The sequence below is a fragment of the Alsobacter sp. R-9 genome (assembly GCF_054612375.1).
Genome location: NZ_JBTSWJ010000008.1, coordinates 185,548 through 200,156, shown reverse-complemented (window position 1 = coordinate 200,156; position 14,609 = coordinate 185,548). Strand labels below are relative to the sequence as shown.

Here is a 14,609-nt window from a genome sequence, read left to right as displayed (position 1 = left end):
GGCCAGCCCTCAGCGGGCCATGCCGGCGACCATCGGCAGCAGCACGTCGGTCATGCGCTCCCAGCCCTCGGCGAGGCGCGGCTCGAAGAGCACGCGCACGTCGAGCGCCCCACGCCGGAACTCCGCCATGCAGACGGGCTGCAGGACCTCGCCAGGCCTGGGCCGGCCGTCGCAGCGGGCCGTGAAGGCGTTGCCGTCCGGCGGCGAAAACAGCACCTCCTCCCCCTCGTAGGGAGAACCGGCCTTGAAGTGCCGGACCATCAGGCCCGCGGGTCCCGGGCGGACCGACGGTTCGAGGAATCGACCGTAAAGCGTCGCGAGGCGGCCCTGTGGCGCCGCTGGATCGGTCGCGGCGATGCTCACGAGCACCGTCTCGCCCAGCCGCCCCGGCGCGGCGCGCGCCGCAGCCGAGGGATCGACAGGGCCCAGGTCCGGCCATCGTAGCGCGAGGTCGACGCGGCCATCGCGGGCCGCCTGGCGCGCGCCTTCGCGCAGGAGCGGGGAGGGAACGGCCAGTTCCACCATCCCGAGGGAGACCGCGACTGTCGTCGACGTCACGGCTGCCGGGCGGGCGACGAGCCATGCGAGTCCTCCCGCCGCCACGCCCGCCACCATGCCCGCTGCCATCATCGCCGTGGCGAGGAGCCCGGGTCGGCGGTTCGGCGTCGCCTCGAGGGCGATCGTGGCCGTGTCGCGGCTTCCGAAGACCTCGGTTCGAATCGCTGCAGTCATGGACAGGTTCCGGCAGGGCGGTCGACGCCTTTACCATCTTGAAACGATGTTCTTTAACCCCCGGTTAAGGCTGGCATAGTGGCGCCGCGCCCGTCCGGGCGTTCCTTTTCTTCCGGCCCACGACGACGACGATGACCCCCGACAGCCTCGAGGCCTTCCAGGCCCTCATCCTCGGTCTCGCCGCCGCCGGCGCCCTCGCCACCGGTTTCGAGGCGATGACGTCACGGCGCGCGAGCTTCGAACTTCTCGAGGTGGGGGGCCCCAGGGCGCTTGCCTCGGTGCCGCTCATCGTCTTCACGGCGCCCTTCATCATCCTGCGCAACACGGTGCGCGGCCGTCGCTTCGAGCGCCGGCCGGTGGTCTTCGTGGCGCTCGCGACCGTGATCGCGTGCCTGTGGGGCCTCGCCTGCGGGCGCGTGATCCTCGACACCCTCGCCTATCTGGGCTCTTGACGTCCGGCTTCTGCCCGGCCCCCACTGCCGGGGCAGACCGCAGGAGACGTCGCATGCCCCTCTACGCCCTCGACGATCACGCGCCCGAGCTGCCCGGCGAGGGCCGCTACTGGATCGCACCCGACGCGCACGTGATCGGCAAGGTCCGGCTCGGCGACGAGGTGGGCGTGTGGTTCGGCGCCGTGCTGCGCGGCGACAACGAACTCGTCTGGGTGGGCGACCGCAGCAACGTCCAGGAGGCGGCGACGCTCCACACCGACATGGGCTATCCGCTCACCGTCGGGATGGACTGCACGATCGGCCACCACGCCATCCTGCACGGATGCACGATCGGCGACGGGACGCTGGTCGGGATGGGCGCCACGATCCTCAATGGGGCGCGGATCGGCAGCCACTGCCTCGTCGGCGCCAACGCGCTGGTGACGGAGGGCAAGGAGTTCCCCGACTTTTCGCTGATCGTGGGCTCTCCCGCGCGGGCGGTGAAGACCCTCGACGCGGCGGCCGTGGAGCGGCTGAACGGCAGTGCCGCACGCTACGTGGCGAACTGGCGGCGCTACGCCGCGGGACTGCGCCGGTTGGATCCGCCCCGGGCCTGATCCACCGGCCGGGGCCTCGCTGACCCGTCCCCACCGGGCCGGACCCCTTCGGCAGGGCCGGACGGCGACGCCGCCGCGCCAGGGCCGGGCCAGGACGCAACGCGCCCGGCCCGAGCGTCCCGGTTCGGGCCGGGACCCGGTCCTGCGGAAGGGGCTGGAGGCCTCGTGGCCTCCAAGCGAGGGGTGGCGCTTACTGGCCGGCGACCGTCAGGCCAGGGGAGGCCGGCTCGCCGAGCTTGACCCAGAGGGTCGGGTTGACCTGCGACTGGCGCTTGACGAAGCCGTAGCCCGTGGCCCGCCAGGGCAGGACGCGGTTGGTCTTGCTGTCGAGCACGAAATCGCCGCGATCGGTGACGACGGTCAGGATGGCGTGGCCCGCGCCGGTCTCGTCGCGCACGACGGTCATGAGCAGGGACTGCACCGGAAGGCCGGCACGGATGAGGGCGCGGCGCTTGAGCAGCGCGATGTCCTCGCAGTCGCCCTTGCCGTCGTCCGGGTACGTCCACTTCTCCTGGACGCCGTAGAGCGTGATGTCCTCGACCTGCTCGATGGCGCCGTTGACGGCCCGGTTGACGCGGTTGATCTCGCTCCAGGCCGCGGAGGTCAGCGCAAGCACGACCGGATCGCGGTTCTCGCTGCGGCAGTCGTCCTCGTGGCCGGCGCGGCAGAAGTCGACCCAGCCGATCGGCGGGCGAGCCTCGTCCAGTACCGGGGCCGCCGTCGTCGCCACCGGAAGCGGCGACAGCGCCGCCGTACGCGACGGAGAGGCCGCAGACGCCAGGCCCGCTCCCGCCAGGAAGGCAAGGCCCGCCAGCCCCGCCAAAGTGCCCCCAAGATGCCGCATCACGTCCTCGCCCCAAAGGTTAAGAGAACGTTAATCGGAACCCCGGCGTGACCGCAACGTTAGGGTAAATACAAGGTTAACGGCGCGATTCGGCTAATATTTTCAAAGCGCTCGCGAGGTCGCGCGTGCTGCTCAGCTTGACAAGGGAGGAGCCGGTCCCCGGGGACGGGACCGGCTCCGGCGTTTCCGGCCCGGGATGAGTGGGTGGGACTGGACCGGTCCGCTTTTCAGGCGTGGGCGGCCGAAGCCACCGACGACATGATTCGCCGCCGGCTCTTCACCGGCGATTGCGGAGCGTGGGTCAATTTAAGGAAGTCGAAAGGGGCAAAAGCCGCCCCAGGGACCATGCGACGGTTCCGCCGAAACGCAGCACCGTTCGGCGAGAAGGCGGCTTCCGCCGTCTCGCAGCATCCTCCTAGAGGACGACGTCCTCGTCGAACATGTCCTCGGTGATCGGGCGCACGAACTCGACGCCGATCCCCGAGCCGAAGTGGCGGACGACGCGGGCCGGCGTGGAACCGACGGTGACCGCCGTGCCGATGGCGATCGGCACCCCGACGGTGAGCGCGGCTCCCGACATCGACAGGTCGATGATGCGCGCCGCCGCCTCCTTGCCATTGGGCATGCGGACCAGAACGGCCGTGCGACGCGGCGTCAGGCGCTCGTGGCGGCGATCCTCGGGCAGGCCCAGTTCATGCCGGTTCGCGAGCCAGGTGAGCTGGTTGGCGAGCTTGTCCTGCTTGCGCCGGGTGGCGGCGAGCTGCACGGCGAAACCGAGCTCGAACTGCCGGACCACGGTGCCCTCGAGGCGCCCGAGATGCTCAAGATAGATCACGATCCGCTCGCCGACGCGGCCCTGAACCGGGGCGAGAAGGGCGATGCCACCCGGCGAGATGTTCATCGACTGGCAGGGATATTCCTGCTGGTTCTCGAGCATGAACCGACCGAGCAGGACCACGCGCACGCGCTGATGGCGGCGGCGCTCGAGGGCGCGGGTCCGAAGCTTGAGGGCGAGGCTCATGGGCAGGCGACCACGGGGACCGGTGACACGGTGACGCCCCATGATCGACACCGCTGGTTAACGGCGCTTTATCGCGACTGTAGCGGATGGAAAGAACGGCCTGCGATTGTGATTCTAGGCCTGTGGCTGGGACTGAATGGCTCCGCCCTCGAAGACGCGCAGGTGCCCCCGGCGCTGGGCGAGCACGGAGAGGCGCGTCGGCGTGCCGCCGATCGGGCCGAACGAATCCGCTCCCGGCCGGCCGCGGATGACGCGGAAGGAGCGCAGCGCGAGCGCGTCGACAGGAGACAGCCCGAACCAGGACGGGATCGATGCAGGGGAGAGGCATCCCAGCACGCGTGCGTGGGTCTTCCCGCCATGGCGCAGCGGCAGCAGGAGCATTTCCAGGTCGAGATCATGGCCACCGACGGTGGCGGCGAGAACCCCGGCGACGGCGCCCTGCGTCTCGTCGCAGACGGTGCGGACCAACGCGGCGCCGTCGCCACTCGTGCCGTCGGCGCGCTGCCAGAGGCTCGCGAAGGATTCGTCCTTCAGTTCCCGGCCGACGAGGGCGCAGAGGCGCGTTCCCGCGAGCATGAAGGGGTATCGACCGGCTGCATCGACCTCCAGCATGAAGCAGTCGGCGAGGATGGAACGGATGGCGGTCGGGTCGATCTCGGCCCGCTCGGGCGCTAGGCGGTCCCCGCGGACCCGGTCCCAGTAGGCGTAGAGCTCACGCGTCGCGGCATGCTTCATGTCAGTCCCCGCTCGGGACACCCACGCCGATCGAGCCGCGGTCGGGTGTCCCATTTCGGTACGCTTCACCGGGCGTTGGCCGCCCGCCGGGCGGTTTTCGACGTCCGGCGGGGTCTTTCCCGCAATCGGCATGCCAAGGATTTGTTTACCTTAAGCAAGGCTTGCCATTGTCCGGCACGGGCCGGTCGGCGACCCTTGCCATCGACCTGTCGGGTTCCGCGCGCGTGCCGCGCGGGTCACGATCACTGTTCCGGCTGCGGCCGGTGCCGGGGAGGGCGAAGGCTCTCCCCTTCTTTTTTGCCGCAGCGGCCCCGAGGCGAGACGGCCCGTGCTTGAAGAGCCGGTCGCGACGCGCCAAGAAGGGGCTCAGCCCGGACGAAGCCCCGTGACCGAGAACCGCGAACCGATCTTCAACATTCCCGGGGCCGTGGTGGTGCTCATCGCCCTGCTGATCGGCCTCTTCGGCATCGGCGACAGGGTGTTCGGGGAGGTCTGGCTCATCGAGCAGCTCGCCTTCATCCCCGGCCGGTTCGCGATGATGTTCGGGATCGACCTCGTCGCGGCGGCGGAGGACGCCGCGGCGGGCAGCGAGAACGGGCGGCAACTCGTGGCCGTGGCGCAGTACCTCGCCATCGAGGGCGACACCAAGCCGTGGACGCTGGCGACCTACGCTCTCCTGCACGGCAGCTGGGCGCACGTACTCCTGAATTCGGTGTGGCTGCTCGCCTTCGGCAGCGCGGTGGCGCGTCGGTTCGGGGCGGTGCGGTTCCTCGTCCTGATGGTGCTGTGCGCCGTGGGCGGTGCGCTGGGCCACCTCGCCACGCACCTGACGGATGTCGTGCCGATGGTGGGGGCCTCGGCGTCGGTGTCGGGCGCGATGGCGGCGGCGCTGCGCTTCGCCTTCCAGCCCGGCGCCCCCCTCGGGATCTACCGCCTCGACGAGCACACGGCCTACCGCCTGCCCGCCCTGCCGCTGCGCGACGTCCTCGCGGAGCGCCGGGCGGCGACGTTCGTCATCGTGTGGTTCGTGCTCAACATGGCCAGCGGCCTTGCGGCGCCAGGCCTGGGAATGGTCGACAGTGCCATCGCCTGGCAGGCGCATGTGGGCGGGTTCATCGTCGGGCTGCTCGCGTTCCCGCTGCTGGACCCAGTGCCGCGCGGCCCCGACGCCTGAGGGCCGACCGAAGGCCTCTTTTGCGGGCGTTGCGGCAAAGGCCCGAAGCGGGCACACTTCCCTCTCGGGTGCCGTCGAGGGCGGCGTCCCTTCGTCTCCCTCGGGGGTGCGCGGCTGGTGGCCGCCACGGACCGGATCGGCCTCCGGCGCAACCAGGGTCAGCCGCAAACCGCGGACATGGCCGAAACGCAAGGAGGGACACCCATGACCGTCGATCACATCCTGTCCGCCAAGGGGCGCGAGGTCACGACGATCCAGCCGCATCGCACGCTGACCGAGGCCATCGCGGTGCTCGCGGAGAAGCGCATCGGCGCCGTGGTCGTCACCGGGGCCGACGGTCGCGTGCAGGGCATCCTGTCGGAACGCGACATCGTCCGGGCGCTGGCGCAGGGCGCGCACGCGCTCGGCGATCCCGTGTCGCGCTACATGACCTCGCGTGTCGTGACATGCAGCGGCGACATGCTCATCGTCGACGTCATGGAGGAAATGACGCAGGGCCGCTTCCGCCACATGCCCGTGGTGGAGAACGGGCGCCTGGCCGGCCTCGTCTCCATCGGGGACGTGGTGAAGCACCGGCTCGCCGAGTTCCAGCACGAGACCGACGCGCTGCGGGACTACATCACGGCCGGCTGAGCGGCCAGACCGGCATCAGGCGGGAAGCGAGAGCGCCTCCATCGCGGCGGCGATGTCGTCGAGCGCATGCGCGACGGCGTCCTCGCCCAGCGCGATGCATTCCTCGGCGCGGTGGAAGTCGAACAGGTTCACCCGGCCGAGCTTGGGCTTCAGGTGGATGTCCGGCGGGTCGCCGGCAAGGCGCGAGCGGGCGATCCTGTCCTGCGTGATGTTGAAGGCGTCGACCATGACGCTGGCGAGGCCGGGGCCGCTCTCGGTCCGGCGGCCCATCCGCTGGCCGAGCGATCGCGCGGCGCCCAGGACAGGCGAGAACAGCCCCTCCGCTAGCGTCTCGGCCATCTCGTCGGTCGGAACGGCGCGCGTGCCGCCATGGTCGGGAATCACGCTGCCGCGGCCGAAGAGATCCGCGTTCAGGTTCACGGCGATGACGAACTCCGCCGCCATGGCGCGGGTCGTGGTGACCGGAATGGGGTTGACCAGGGCACCGTCGAACAGCCAGCGCCCGCCGAGTTGCACCGGGTCGAAGATGCCGGGCAGCGCATAGGAGGCCTGCAGGGCCTCGACCATCGGCCCGCGGGTGAGCCAGATCTCGTGGCCGGTCCGCAGTTCCGTCGCCACGGCGGCGAAGCGCAGCGGCAGGTCCTCGATGTGGGTTTCGCCGAGATCGCGGACGAGGAGCCGCTTCAGCTTTTCCCCGCCGATGAGCCCGGAACCGATGTGGAAGTCCATCAGCCACAGCACCCGGCTCTTGGTGAGCGAACGGGCGAAGGCCTCGAGTTCGTCGAGCTTGCCGGCGGCGTGGCAACCGCCGACGACGGCGCCGATGGACGTGCCGACGATGATGTCAGGCGCCAAGCCGGCGCGGGCGAGCGCCCGGATCACCCCGATATGCGCCCAGCCGCGGGCCGCGCCACCGCCGAGCGCAAGCCCGATGCGCGGGCGTCGGGACGGCGCGGGGCCGCCGCCGCCGTCCGCCGCCGCTGCCGCGCGACGGCCGATGAGGTCCTGGAACATGGGATGGTCCCCCACTCGCCGTGAGCCTACGCCGCCACCGTTACGATCGGCTGAAGGCCCGGGACAACGGCCGGGCCACGGCCGGGGTTCAGTCGTGGACCCTTGCCAGTCGGGCCGTCCCGCCGGCCACGGGCTCGACGCGGCGGTAGAAGCAATCGCGGCGGCCCGTGTGGCAGCAACCCCCGTCGCCGCCGACGGTCACGCGCAGGAGCAGGCAGTCCTGGTCGCAGTCGACCCGGATCTCCACGACGGTCTGGATCTGGCCCGAGGTCTCGCCTTTCAACCACAGGGTGTTGCGTGAGCGGGACCAGTACCAGGCCTTGCCTGTCTCCAGCGTGCGCGACAGCGCCTCGGCGTTCATGTGCGCCACCATGAGCACCTCGTTGCTGCCGGCGTCCACGGCCACGGCGGTGATCAGCCCGGCCGGGTCGAACTTCGGCATGAGGAGGTCGCCCTCCTCGACGGTCTGGCGGTCGCCGCGGGGAGCGAAGGGCAGGGGAGCTGTGGTCATGGGGGCGATCCCGTGCATGTCCAAACGAAAAGCGCCCGTCCGGGGACGGGCGCTTTCGCTTAGCACGAACCTGCTTCGGGCGGAGCCCCGGGGGAAGGGCTGTCCGACCGTGGGCCTTGTCAGCGCAGGCCGCGCACCATGGTGAGGAACCGGGCCTGTTCGGCCGGGTCGTCCCGGAACACGCCGGTGAACTGGGTCGTCAGGGTCGAGGCGCCGTGCTTCTGCACGCCGCGCATCGACATGCACATGTGCTCGGCCTCGACGATCACGGCGACGCCACGCGGCTTCAGGGCCTCGTCGATGGCGTTGACGATCTGGGACGTCATCGTCTCCTGCGTCTGCAGGCGGCGCGAGAACACGTCCACCACGCGGGCGAGCTTGGACAGCCCGACGACGCCCTCGGCCGGGTAGTAGCCGATATGCGCCTTGCCCACGAAGGGCACCATGTGGTGCTCGCAGTGCGAGTAGAAGGGAATGTCGCGCACGAGGACCATGTCGTCGTAGCCGCCGACCTCCTCGAAGACGCGCGCGAGGACCTCTTCCGCGTCCTCGCGGTAGCCCTTGTAGAGTTCCTCGTACGCCTTCACGACGCGTTTGGGCGTATCGAGGAGCCCTTCCCGCGCAGGGTCGTCGCCGGCCCACCGGATCAGGGTGCGAACGGCGGCCTCGGCCTCCTCTCTCGAGGGGCGCTTGGCATTGGACTTGTCGGCAATCGGCATGGCCGGTCGCGCGGACAAGGGCTTAACCACGGCATCCATGTGGAGCCTCCCGCATGTCACTTACGCCGTGGTCTACGGTGGGGGGCGCGCGGCGGACCACCACGCTCCCGCATTTCGCGGCTCTTGGACGCAGTTTGCGGCCCTGCTGACGAAGACGTGACCGACGCTCGCGGCGCGGCGCGGAAAAGCCTATATTGAGGGTGCAATCCGGTACCGGCACGCCATCATGCTCGACGACATCTACAACCGCCGCATCCTCGAACTCGCAGCCGACATCCCCCGGTTGGGGCGCCTGCCGACTGCCCAGGCGAGCGCCACGGCGCATTCGAAGCTGTGCGGCTCGACCGTGACGGTCGATCTCGTCATGGACGGCGACGTGGTGACGGATTTCGCCCACGACGTGAAGGCCTGCGCGCTCGGGCAGGCGTCCTCCTCGATCATGGCGCGGCACGTCGTCGGTTCGACCGCCTCCGAATTGCGCGCGCTGCGCGACACCGTCCGGCGCATGCTCAAGGAAAACGGCGATCCGCCCTCCGATCCCAAGTGGGAGGACATCCGCGTGCTTCTGCCTGTGCGGGACTTCAAGGCGCGGCACGCCTCGACGCTTCTCACCTTTGACGCCGTCGTCGACGCCATCGGCCAGATCGAGGCGGGGCGGGCGGCGGCCTGATCAGGCGTTGCCCAGCCGCAGGTGCATGAAGCGCGTGCCGACGACCGGCGTGTCGTAATAGGCGGGCATGTCGGTAAAGCCGAGCTTGCGGTAGAGCGCCTGCGCTCCCGCCATGTCCGGCAGCGTATCGAGCCGGATTTCCGCATAGCCGGCCAGCCTCGCCGCATCGCAGACGGCTCGGATCATGGCCTCGCCGAGTCCGCGGCCGCGTCCCTGCGGCGCGACGTAGAGCCTCTTCATCTCCGCCGCCCCGGCTTCATCCGTCGGACGCAGGGCGACGCAACCCAGCGCGCCGCCGTCGTCGCCGCTCGCGAGCAGCAGGGCCCCCCGAGGCGGCGCGTACTTGCCCGGGAGGCCGGCAAGTTCCGTCTCGAAGTCCTGGTAGGCGAGATCGACCGAGAGGGATGCCGCATAGGCTCGGAAAAGCGCTGCCACCGCAGTGATCTCCGCGAGCGTCGACGCCTGACGGATGTGGAAGCGCGCTGAGCCGGTCATCCTGCACTCTTCCGGCGGGTGCGCAGGCGGGTCAAGACGGGACCGCGGTGGATGGCAAGCGACGGCAGGTGCTGCGAGCATCCTCTCCGCGCCGGCCCGGGGCGGAGAGGGTTCGGTCCGTCAGGGCGCGTAGCCGAGCGGGAACGTGTACCCGACCGTGGCGCCGAAGGTGAACTGGTCGCGCGTGCCGAGGCTCTTGGCGATCGGGCTGTCGCCCGCCGGACCGACGAGTCGGTCGTAGTTGCCGCCCACGGTGGTGGTCCACTGGTCGTTCCAGCGGTACGTGGCGGCAGCGGCCCAGCCAACCGACTTCACGCCGGCGTCGGGGCTGTAGGGCGTCACGCGACCGTTGAAGAGCGCGTCCTGCTGCGTCACGCCGAAGTAGGTGTCCATGTACTCGGATCCCGCGATCGTCATGCGCGGTCCGGTGTTGATGGCGAACTGGCCGATGCGGTGGACGTAGTCGAGCGCGAGGCTGCCGATCAGGCCATTGTAGCCGTTGATGCCGTAGCGCAGCTCGCCGCGCATGCGGATCGTGTCCTTGAGCGCCCAGAACTCGCCGAAGAGGCCCGGCTCCAGCGCCCACTTCGCGTCCTGAATGCCATAGAGCTTCTGGCGGTCGTTCTGGTAGTAGCGACCGGTCTGGTAGCGCCCGACGGCACCGACGGCCCACTGGCTGTCGCCGAAGAACACGATGCTGACGCCGTCGTCCCACGCGCTGTAGCGCTCAGGGCCCTGCGCCTTCCGAATGGCAAAGGAGGGGAATGCGACGAAGCCGTACTTGTCCGAGCCGGGGAAGACGGGCGACGCAATCACGTTGCCGCGCACCGTCATCAGCCAGCCATTCGGGAACGTCTCGGACGACGAGGACTTGTTCTGCGCCAGCGCCGGGGCAGTCGTGCACAACGCGATGGCGAGTGCGGCACCCGAGGAAACGCGATACACCAGGGTCAATTCCAGCTCCGTCGTCGAACCGCCGGGGCGGCCGTTACTGCGGGCGCGCAGGCTTAACCATCGTCTCGCTGCTTCGCAACCGGTTCCGTAATCCCCGCGCCTGCGAAGCACCATGCATCATCGCGAAATCGATCCTAATTGTGGCTTACCGAAGGCACAGCCGCAACGGGGCCCGGTGGTACAGGCGGCAAGACTCCTGCTGCGTGTCTATCAGGTCACTCTTTCCGCACTCGTGGGACGTGAATGCCGTCATTTGCCGACATGCTCGGAATACATGGACGAGGCCATCGTCCGCCACGGGCTCTGGCCGGGGCTGTGGATGGGGACGGCGCGAATCTGCCGCTGCAACCCATGGGGAACGCACGGGCTCGACTTCGTGCCCGGCGATTTGCCGCAGGGGGCCGCCTGGTATAGACCGTGGCGCTACGGGCGCTGGCGGGGCACCCTTCCGGTTCCGCCGCCCCGCTGCGAGGCGGTCGGGCCGGGCGACGGCGACCGGTCCTCGTAGGGCGCCATCGACCTCCGCGCTGCCTTTTCCGATCCGTCGCCCATCGGCTTACCTGCATCGTCTGCAGGAGTGAGCAGGAGCACGTGATGATCAACGTGACCTTCCCCGACGGCGCCGTGCGCGCCTTCTCCCCCGGCACCACCGGCCTCGACATCGCCAAGGGCATCTCGCCCTCGCTCGCCAAGCGCACCGTCGCCATGGCGCTCGACGGCCGGCTGACGGACCTGGCCGACCCCATCACGGCGGACGCGCGCATCGAGTTCGTGTCGCGGGAGGATCCCCGCGCGCTCGAGCTCATCCGGCACGACTGCGCCCACGTGCTCGCGGAGGCGGTGCAGAACCTCTGGCCGGGGACGCAGGTGACCATCGGCCCGGTCATCGAGAACGGCTTCTACTACGACTTCGCGCGCAACGAGCCCTTCACGCCGGAGGACTTCCCGGCCATTGAGGCGGAGATGCGGGCGATCATCGCCCGAGACCGCCCCTTCACGAAGGAGGTCTGGAGCCGCGACGAGGCGAAACGGGTTTTCCGGGAGAAGGGCGAGGCCTTCAAGGTCGAGCTCGTCGACGCCATCCCCGAGGGCGAGGATCTCAGGATCTACCGGCAGGGTGACTGGTTCGACCTGTGCCGCGGGCCGCACATGACCTCGACCGGCAAGATCGGCGACGCCTTCAAGCTCATGAAGGTGGCCGGCGCCTACTGGCGCGGCGACAGCAACAACCCGATGCTGACCCGCATTTACGCCACCGCCTTCGCCAGGAGGGAGGACCTCGCGGCCTACCTGCACCAGCTGGAGGAGGCCGAGAAGCGGGACCACCGCCGCCTCGGGCGCGAGATGGACCTCTTCCACTTCCAGGAGGAGGGGCCGGGCACGGTGTTCTGGCACCCCAAGGGCTGGACGCTGTTCCAGACCCTCATCTCGTACATGCGCCGGCGCCTCGCCCGCGACTACGACGAGGTCAACGCGCCGCAGGTGCTCGACAAGAGCCTGTGGGAGACCTCCGGACACTGGGGCTGGTACCAGGAGAACATGTTCGCGGTGAAGTCGGCCTTCGCCTTCACGCATCCGGACGACAAGGAGGCGGACCAGAAGGTCTTCGCCCTGAAGCCGATGAACTGCCCGGGCCACGTGCAGATCTTCAAGCACGGGCTGAAGTCGTACCGCGACCTGCCGATCCGGCTCGCCGAGTTCGGCGTCGTACACCGCTACGAGGCGTCGGGTGCGCTGCACGGGCTGATGCGCGTGCGCGGCTTCACGCAGGACGACGCGCATATCTTCTGCACGGAAGAGCAGCTCGAGGCCGAGTGCATGGCCATCAACGAGCTGATCCTGTCGACCTATGCCGATTTCGGCTTCGACAAGATCATGGTCAAGCTCTCCACCCGGCCCGAGAAGCGGGTCGGCGGCGACCACCTGTGGGACCGCGCCGAGGAGGTCATGATGCGCGTGCTCGAGCGCATCTCCGCCCAGTCGGGCGGCCGGATCGAGACGGGCATCAACCCGGGCGAGGGCGCGTTCTACGGCCCGAAGTTCGAGTACACGCTGCGCGACGCGATCGGTCGCGACTGGCAGTGCGGCACGACGCAGGTCGACTTCAACCTGCCCGAGCGCTTCGGCGCCTTCTACATCGCTGCGGACGGCGAGAAGAAGCAGCCGGTGATGGTCCACCGCGCCATCTGCGGCTCGATGGAGCGGTTCCTCGGCATCCTGATCGAGAGCCACGCCGGCCATTTCCCGCTGTGGCTGGCGCCCGAGCAGATCGTCGTGTGCCCGATCACCGGCGAGGCGGACGACTACGCCCTGCAGGTGACGCAGGCCGCGAAGGCCGCCGGCCTGCGGGCGCGCGCCGACCTTCGCAACGAGAAGATCAGCTACAAGGTCCGCGAGCATTCGCTCGCCAAGGTCCCGGTGATCATCGCGGTCGGCAAGAAGGAAGCGGCCGAGGGGACGGTGTCGATCCGCCGGCTGGGCTCCCAGGCGCAGCAGACGCTGACGCTCGACGCCGCGCTCGCCGCCTTCGTCGACGAGGCGACGCCTCCCGACCTCAAGCGGGAGGCGGCGGCACGCATCGCCGCCGAATGATCAGGGCTTCTGCCGCTCGATCCACGCCGCCAGGTCGGCCGCCTCGTTGCGGCCGATCTGCATGTCCGGCATCTTCGGATGCGGGTTCATCAGGAAACGCTGCAGCGACTGCTCGGTGACGCTGCCGCGCGCCGCGATCGAGGCGAAGGGCGGTGCGTCGGAGCGCGCCGTCTTCTGGTCCGGCGTCACGACGTGGCACTCGGCGCACCAGCGCTGGGCGATGACCTTGCCGTTCTCCGCATCGGGCTTGCGGGGCTGGCCGGATGCATCCGGCGTGGCCGGCGGGGGCGTGACCTGCGCGACCGCGGGCGCGGATGCGGCTCCGACGGCGAGCATGGCGAGCAGAAGAATGCGGGGGAAGACGGGCATGGCACGTGTCCTGATGGGGCGGGCGGAGGACCCGCGGATGCGATGGTGGCCCCGGACAACGCGCGACACCACGATCTGGATCAAGTCGGCGATCCTTTCCTGAGCGGTCGATGCGGAACCTTCGGCAAGCGAGGTCCGCTCAGGGTTTCACGATCACCTCGATGTCGCGATCGAGCCCGGCCTTCACGCTGAACTCCTGCGTGTAGACCTTGCCGCCGTTGCGGGCGATGACGATGTACTCGCCCTCGGCCAGCGTCATGGAAGGGAAGGCGCCGATCGCCTCGCGGATGGTGTCGCCGCCGGGCGTCAGCACGCTGAACGAGGTGTTGGCGAGCGCTTCCGAGCCCGAAGCCGCCACGAGCTTGAGCGTGACCGTCGCCGCGCGATGGCGCAGCGTGGCCTCGGTGACCTTGCCGGCCTCCACCCTCAGGTCGGCGTTGGCGATGGCGTTCGAGTCGCCATAGGTCGACACGACCCGGTAGGTGCCCTCGGGAAGCCGGATCAACTGGCCGCCGGGGACGTCGGACGCGACGGCGCGGCCTTCCGGATCGTTGCCGAGCGGCACGTAGACCGAGAAGCGCAGCCTGTTCGACGGGATCTGCGTGTCGTTGATGACGGCGCCGAGCACGAGTCCGCCCCCGTTGACGACCAGGGTCTCGCTCGCGGCCGAGGCCCCCATGACGATCCGCTTCGTCGCACTGGCGAGGCCGAAGCTGGCATGGACGATGTAGGCGCCGGGATCGAGGTTGAAGACCGGCGTGGGCAGGTCGGTCGTGCTCAGCAGCTGCGGGTCGGAGCCGTCGGAAGGGTCGCTGTAGATCCGCCAGACCAGTCCCGAGCGGATCGGCCCGCCATTGCCGCCGAACACGGCGCTGAGGAAGAGGCCGCTCTCGCGCGGCAGCGTCCCCGCGCGCGACGGCGGCGTCGCGGGGGCGGCCGGCGGGGTGGGGGTCGTCGGAGCGGTCTGCGTCGGCGGCGCCGGCGGCGTCTGGGCGCCCGCACCGGCGGGAGCAAGCGCGAGGACGACGACGGCGGCGCGCAGGGCGCTGGACGGGAACGGCGGCATCATGATCCTGACATGCGACGGCGGGTCGCCGG

Annotated in this window: 18 protein-coding genes; 7 read left to right on the top strand and 11 right to left on the bottom strand. The window is 69.8% G+C overall.

Annotated features, from left to right (window positions below):
* Positions 1-9: 9 nt before the first annotated feature.
* Positions 10-732 (bottom strand): hypothetical protein, encoded by a 723-nt coding sequence (locus ACX9GQ_RS14755; protein ID WP_459630315.1) that lies wholly within the window; start codon positions 730-732, stop codon positions 10-12.
* A 131-nt stretch (positions 733-863) separates the two neighbouring features.
* Between ACX9GQ_RS14755 and ACX9GQ_RS14750 the strand changes: the two genes are divergently transcribed.
* Positions 864-1,184, top strand: coding sequence for a DUF6949 family protein (locus tag ACX9GQ_RS14750; protein ID WP_459630314.1), 321 nt, complete (start codon positions 864-866; stop codon positions 1,182-1,184).
* A gap of 53 nt (positions 1,185-1,237) precedes the next feature.
* A complete protein-coding gene (locus tag ACX9GQ_RS14745; protein ID WP_459630313.1) occupies positions 1,238-1,780 on the top strand; it encodes a gamma carbonic anhydrase family protein in 543 nt (180 codons plus the stop codon).
* Between the two features lie 190 nt (positions 1,781-1,970).
* Here ACX9GQ_RS14745 and ACX9GQ_RS14740 read toward each other — a convergent pair whose 3' ends face one another.
* The 3 genes from ACX9GQ_RS14740 to ACX9GQ_RS14730 form a co-directional block, all read right to left on the bottom strand.
* Complete coding sequence (locus tag ACX9GQ_RS14740) at positions 1,971-2,624, bottom strand: transglutaminase-like cysteine peptidase (RefSeq protein ID WP_459630312.1); 654 nt, start codon at positions 2,622-2,624, stop codon at positions 1,971-1,973.
* Positions 2,625-3,039: 415 nt separating this feature from the next.
* On the bottom strand, positions 3,040-3,645 hold the full coding sequence (locus tag ACX9GQ_RS14735; protein WP_459630311.1) for a PilZ domain-containing protein: 606 nt from the start codon (positions 3,643-3,645) through the stop codon (positions 3,040-3,042).
* A 114-nt stretch (positions 3,646-3,759) separates the two neighbouring features.
* Entirely contained in the window at positions 3,760-4,380 is a 621-nt protein-coding gene (locus ACX9GQ_RS14730; RefSeq protein WP_459630310.1) for a PAS domain-containing protein, read from the bottom strand.
* Between the two features lie 385 nt (positions 4,381-4,765).
* On the opposite strand from ACX9GQ_RS14730, the gene ACX9GQ_RS14725 reads away from it, so the two are divergent.
* Both ACX9GQ_RS14725 and ACX9GQ_RS14720 read left to right on the top strand, forming a co-directional pair.
* Positions 4,766-5,554, top strand: a complete 789-nt coding sequence (locus ACX9GQ_RS14725; protein WP_459630309.1) for a rhomboid family intramembrane serine protease — start codon at positions 4,766-4,768, stop codon at positions 5,552-5,554.
* 204 nt (positions 5,555-5,758) lie between these two features.
* Positions 5,759-6,187, top strand: a complete 429-nt coding sequence (locus ACX9GQ_RS14720) for a CBS domain-containing protein (protein ID WP_459630308.1) — start codon at positions 5,759-5,761, stop codon at positions 6,185-6,187.
* A 15-nt stretch (positions 6,188-6,202) separates the two neighbouring features.
* On the opposite strand, the gene ACX9GQ_RS14715 is transcribed toward ACX9GQ_RS14720, so the two are convergent.
* The 3 genes from ACX9GQ_RS14715 to folE all read right to left on the bottom strand — a co-directional run bounded on the left by ACX9GQ_RS14715 (position 6,203) and on the right by folE (position 8,470).
* Positions 6,203-7,201 carry a patatin-like phospholipase family protein gene (locus ACX9GQ_RS14715; RefSeq protein ID WP_459630307.1) on the bottom strand — a complete coding sequence of 333 codons (999 nt, stop codon included), beginning with the start codon at positions 7,199-7,201 and terminating at the stop codon, positions 6,203-6,205.
* Positions 7,202-7,289: 88 nt separating this feature from the next.
* Positions 7,290-7,712, bottom strand: coding sequence for a phosphoribosyl-AMP cyclohydrolase (gene hisI, locus ACX9GQ_RS14710; RefSeq protein WP_459630306.1), 423 nt, complete (start codon positions 7,710-7,712; stop codon positions 7,290-7,292).
* 119 nt (positions 7,713-7,831) lie between these two features.
* On the bottom strand, positions 7,832-8,470 hold the full coding sequence (gene folE, locus ACX9GQ_RS14705) for a GTP cyclohydrolase I FolE (protein WP_459630305.1): 639 nt from the start codon (positions 8,468-8,470) through the stop codon (positions 7,832-7,834).
* Between the two features lie 187 nt (positions 8,471-8,657).
* Between folE and ACX9GQ_RS14700 the strand changes: the two genes are divergently transcribed.
* Positions 8,658-9,101, top strand: coding sequence for an iron-sulfur cluster assembly scaffold protein (locus ACX9GQ_RS14700; RefSeq protein ID WP_459630304.1), 444 nt, complete (start codon positions 8,658-8,660; stop codon positions 9,099-9,101).
* Here ACX9GQ_RS14700 and ACX9GQ_RS14695 read toward each other — a convergent pair whose 3' ends face one another.
* Together ACX9GQ_RS14695 and ACX9GQ_RS14690 are read right to left on the bottom strand one after the other, a co-directional pair.
* Entirely contained in the window at positions 9,102-9,596 is a 495-nt protein-coding gene (locus tag ACX9GQ_RS14695; RefSeq protein ID WP_459630303.1) for a GNAT family N-acetyltransferase, read from the bottom strand. It lies immediately after the preceding gene.
* A 120-nt stretch (positions 9,597-9,716) separates the two neighbouring features.
* Positions 9,717-10,541 (bottom strand): MipA/OmpV family protein, encoded by an 825-nt coding sequence (locus tag ACX9GQ_RS14690; RefSeq protein ID WP_459630302.1) that lies wholly within the window; start codon positions 10,539-10,541, stop codon positions 9,717-9,719.
* Positions 10,542-10,662: 121 nt separating this feature from the next.
* Between ACX9GQ_RS14690 and yidD the strand changes: the two genes are divergently transcribed.
* Together yidD and thrS are read left to right on the top strand one after the other, a co-directional pair.
* On the top strand, positions 10,663-11,058 hold the full coding sequence (gene yidD / locus ACX9GQ_RS14685; protein WP_459630301.1) for a membrane protein insertion efficiency factor YidD: 396 nt from the start codon (positions 10,663-10,665) through the stop codon (positions 11,056-11,058).
* A gap of 86 nt (positions 11,059-11,144) precedes the next feature.
* The gene (gene thrS / locus ACX9GQ_RS14680; RefSeq protein ID WP_459630300.1) at positions 11,145-13,142 is read left to right on the top strand and encodes a threonine--tRNA ligase; all 1,998 of its coding nucleotides are present in this window, start codon (positions 11,145-11,147) and stop codon (positions 13,140-13,142) included.
* Here the strand turns inward: thrS and ACX9GQ_RS14675 are convergent, their stop codons facing one another.
* Both ACX9GQ_RS14675 and ACX9GQ_RS14670 read right to left on the bottom strand, forming a co-directional pair.
* Entirely contained in the window at positions 13,143-13,511 is a 369-nt protein-coding gene (locus ACX9GQ_RS14675; protein ID WP_459630299.1) for a c-type cytochrome, read from the bottom strand.
* A 139-nt stretch (positions 13,512-13,650) separates the two neighbouring features.
* Positions 13,651-14,580, bottom strand: a complete 930-nt coding sequence (locus ACX9GQ_RS14670) for a hypothetical protein (RefSeq protein WP_459630298.1) — start codon at positions 14,578-14,580, stop codon at positions 13,651-13,653.
* Positions 14,581-14,609 lie beyond the last annotated feature (29 nt).

Bases quoted from the DNA above. Each gene is read 5' to 3' on its own strand.
- ACX9GQ_RS14745 (WP_459630313.1), top strand. From the start codon at position 1,238: ATGCCCCTCTACGCCCTCGACGATCACGCGCCCGAGCTGCCCGGCGAG.
- ACX9GQ_RS14730 (WP_459630310.1), bottom strand. From the start codon at position 4,380: ATGAAGCATGCCGCGACGCGTGAGCTCTACGCCTACTGGGACCGGGTC.
- yidD (WP_459630301.1), top strand. From the start codon at position 10,663: ATGCATCATCGCGAAATCGATCCTAATTGTGGCTTACCGAAGGCACAG.
- ACX9GQ_RS14755 (WP_459630315.1), bottom strand. From the start codon at position 732: ATGACTGCAGCGATTCGAACCGAGGTCTTCGGAAGCCGCGACACGGCC.
- ACX9GQ_RS14715 (WP_459630307.1), bottom strand. From the start codon at position 7,201: ATGTTCCAGGACCTCATCGGCCGTCGCGCGGCAGCGGCGGCGGACGGC.
- ACX9GQ_RS14695 (WP_459630303.1), bottom strand. From the start codon at position 9,596: ATGACCGGCTCAGCGCGCTTCCACATCCGTCAGGCGTCGACGCTCGCG.
- thrS (WP_459630300.1), top strand. From the start codon at position 11,145: ATGATCAACGTGACCTTCCCCGACGGCGCCGTGCGCGCCTTCTCCCCC.
- ACX9GQ_RS14740 (WP_459630312.1), bottom strand. From the start codon at position 2,624: ATGCGGCATCTTGGGGGCACTTTGGCGGGGCTGGCGGGCCTTGCCTTC.
- ACX9GQ_RS14750 (WP_459630314.1), top strand. From the start codon at position 864: ATGACCCCCGACAGCCTCGAGGCCTTCCAGGCCCTCATCCTCGGTCTC.
- ACX9GQ_RS14675 (WP_459630299.1), bottom strand. From the start codon at position 13,511: ATGCCCGTCTTCCCCCGCATTCTTCTGCTCGCCATGCTCGCCGTCGGA.
- ACX9GQ_RS14700 (WP_459630304.1), top strand. From the start codon at position 8,658: ATGCTCGACGACATCTACAACCGCCGCATCCTCGAACTCGCAGCCGAC.
- ACX9GQ_RS14670 (WP_459630298.1), bottom strand. From the start codon at position 14,580: ATGATGCCGCCGTTCCCGTCCAGCGCCCTGCGCGCCGCCGTCGTCGTC.
- folE (WP_459630305.1), bottom strand. From the start codon at position 8,470: ATGGATGCCGTGGTTAAGCCCTTGTCCGCGCGACCGGCCATGCCGATT.
- ACX9GQ_RS14735 (WP_459630311.1), bottom strand. From the start codon at position 3,645: ATGAGCCTCGCCCTCAAGCTTCGGACCCGCGCCCTCGAGCGCCGCCGC.
- hisI (WP_459630306.1), bottom strand. From the start codon at position 7,712: ATGACCACAGCTCCCCTGCCCTTCGCTCCCCGCGGCGACCGCCAGACC.
- ACX9GQ_RS14720 (WP_459630308.1), top strand. From the start codon at position 5,759: ATGACCGTCGATCACATCCTGTCCGCCAAGGGGCGCGAGGTCACGACG.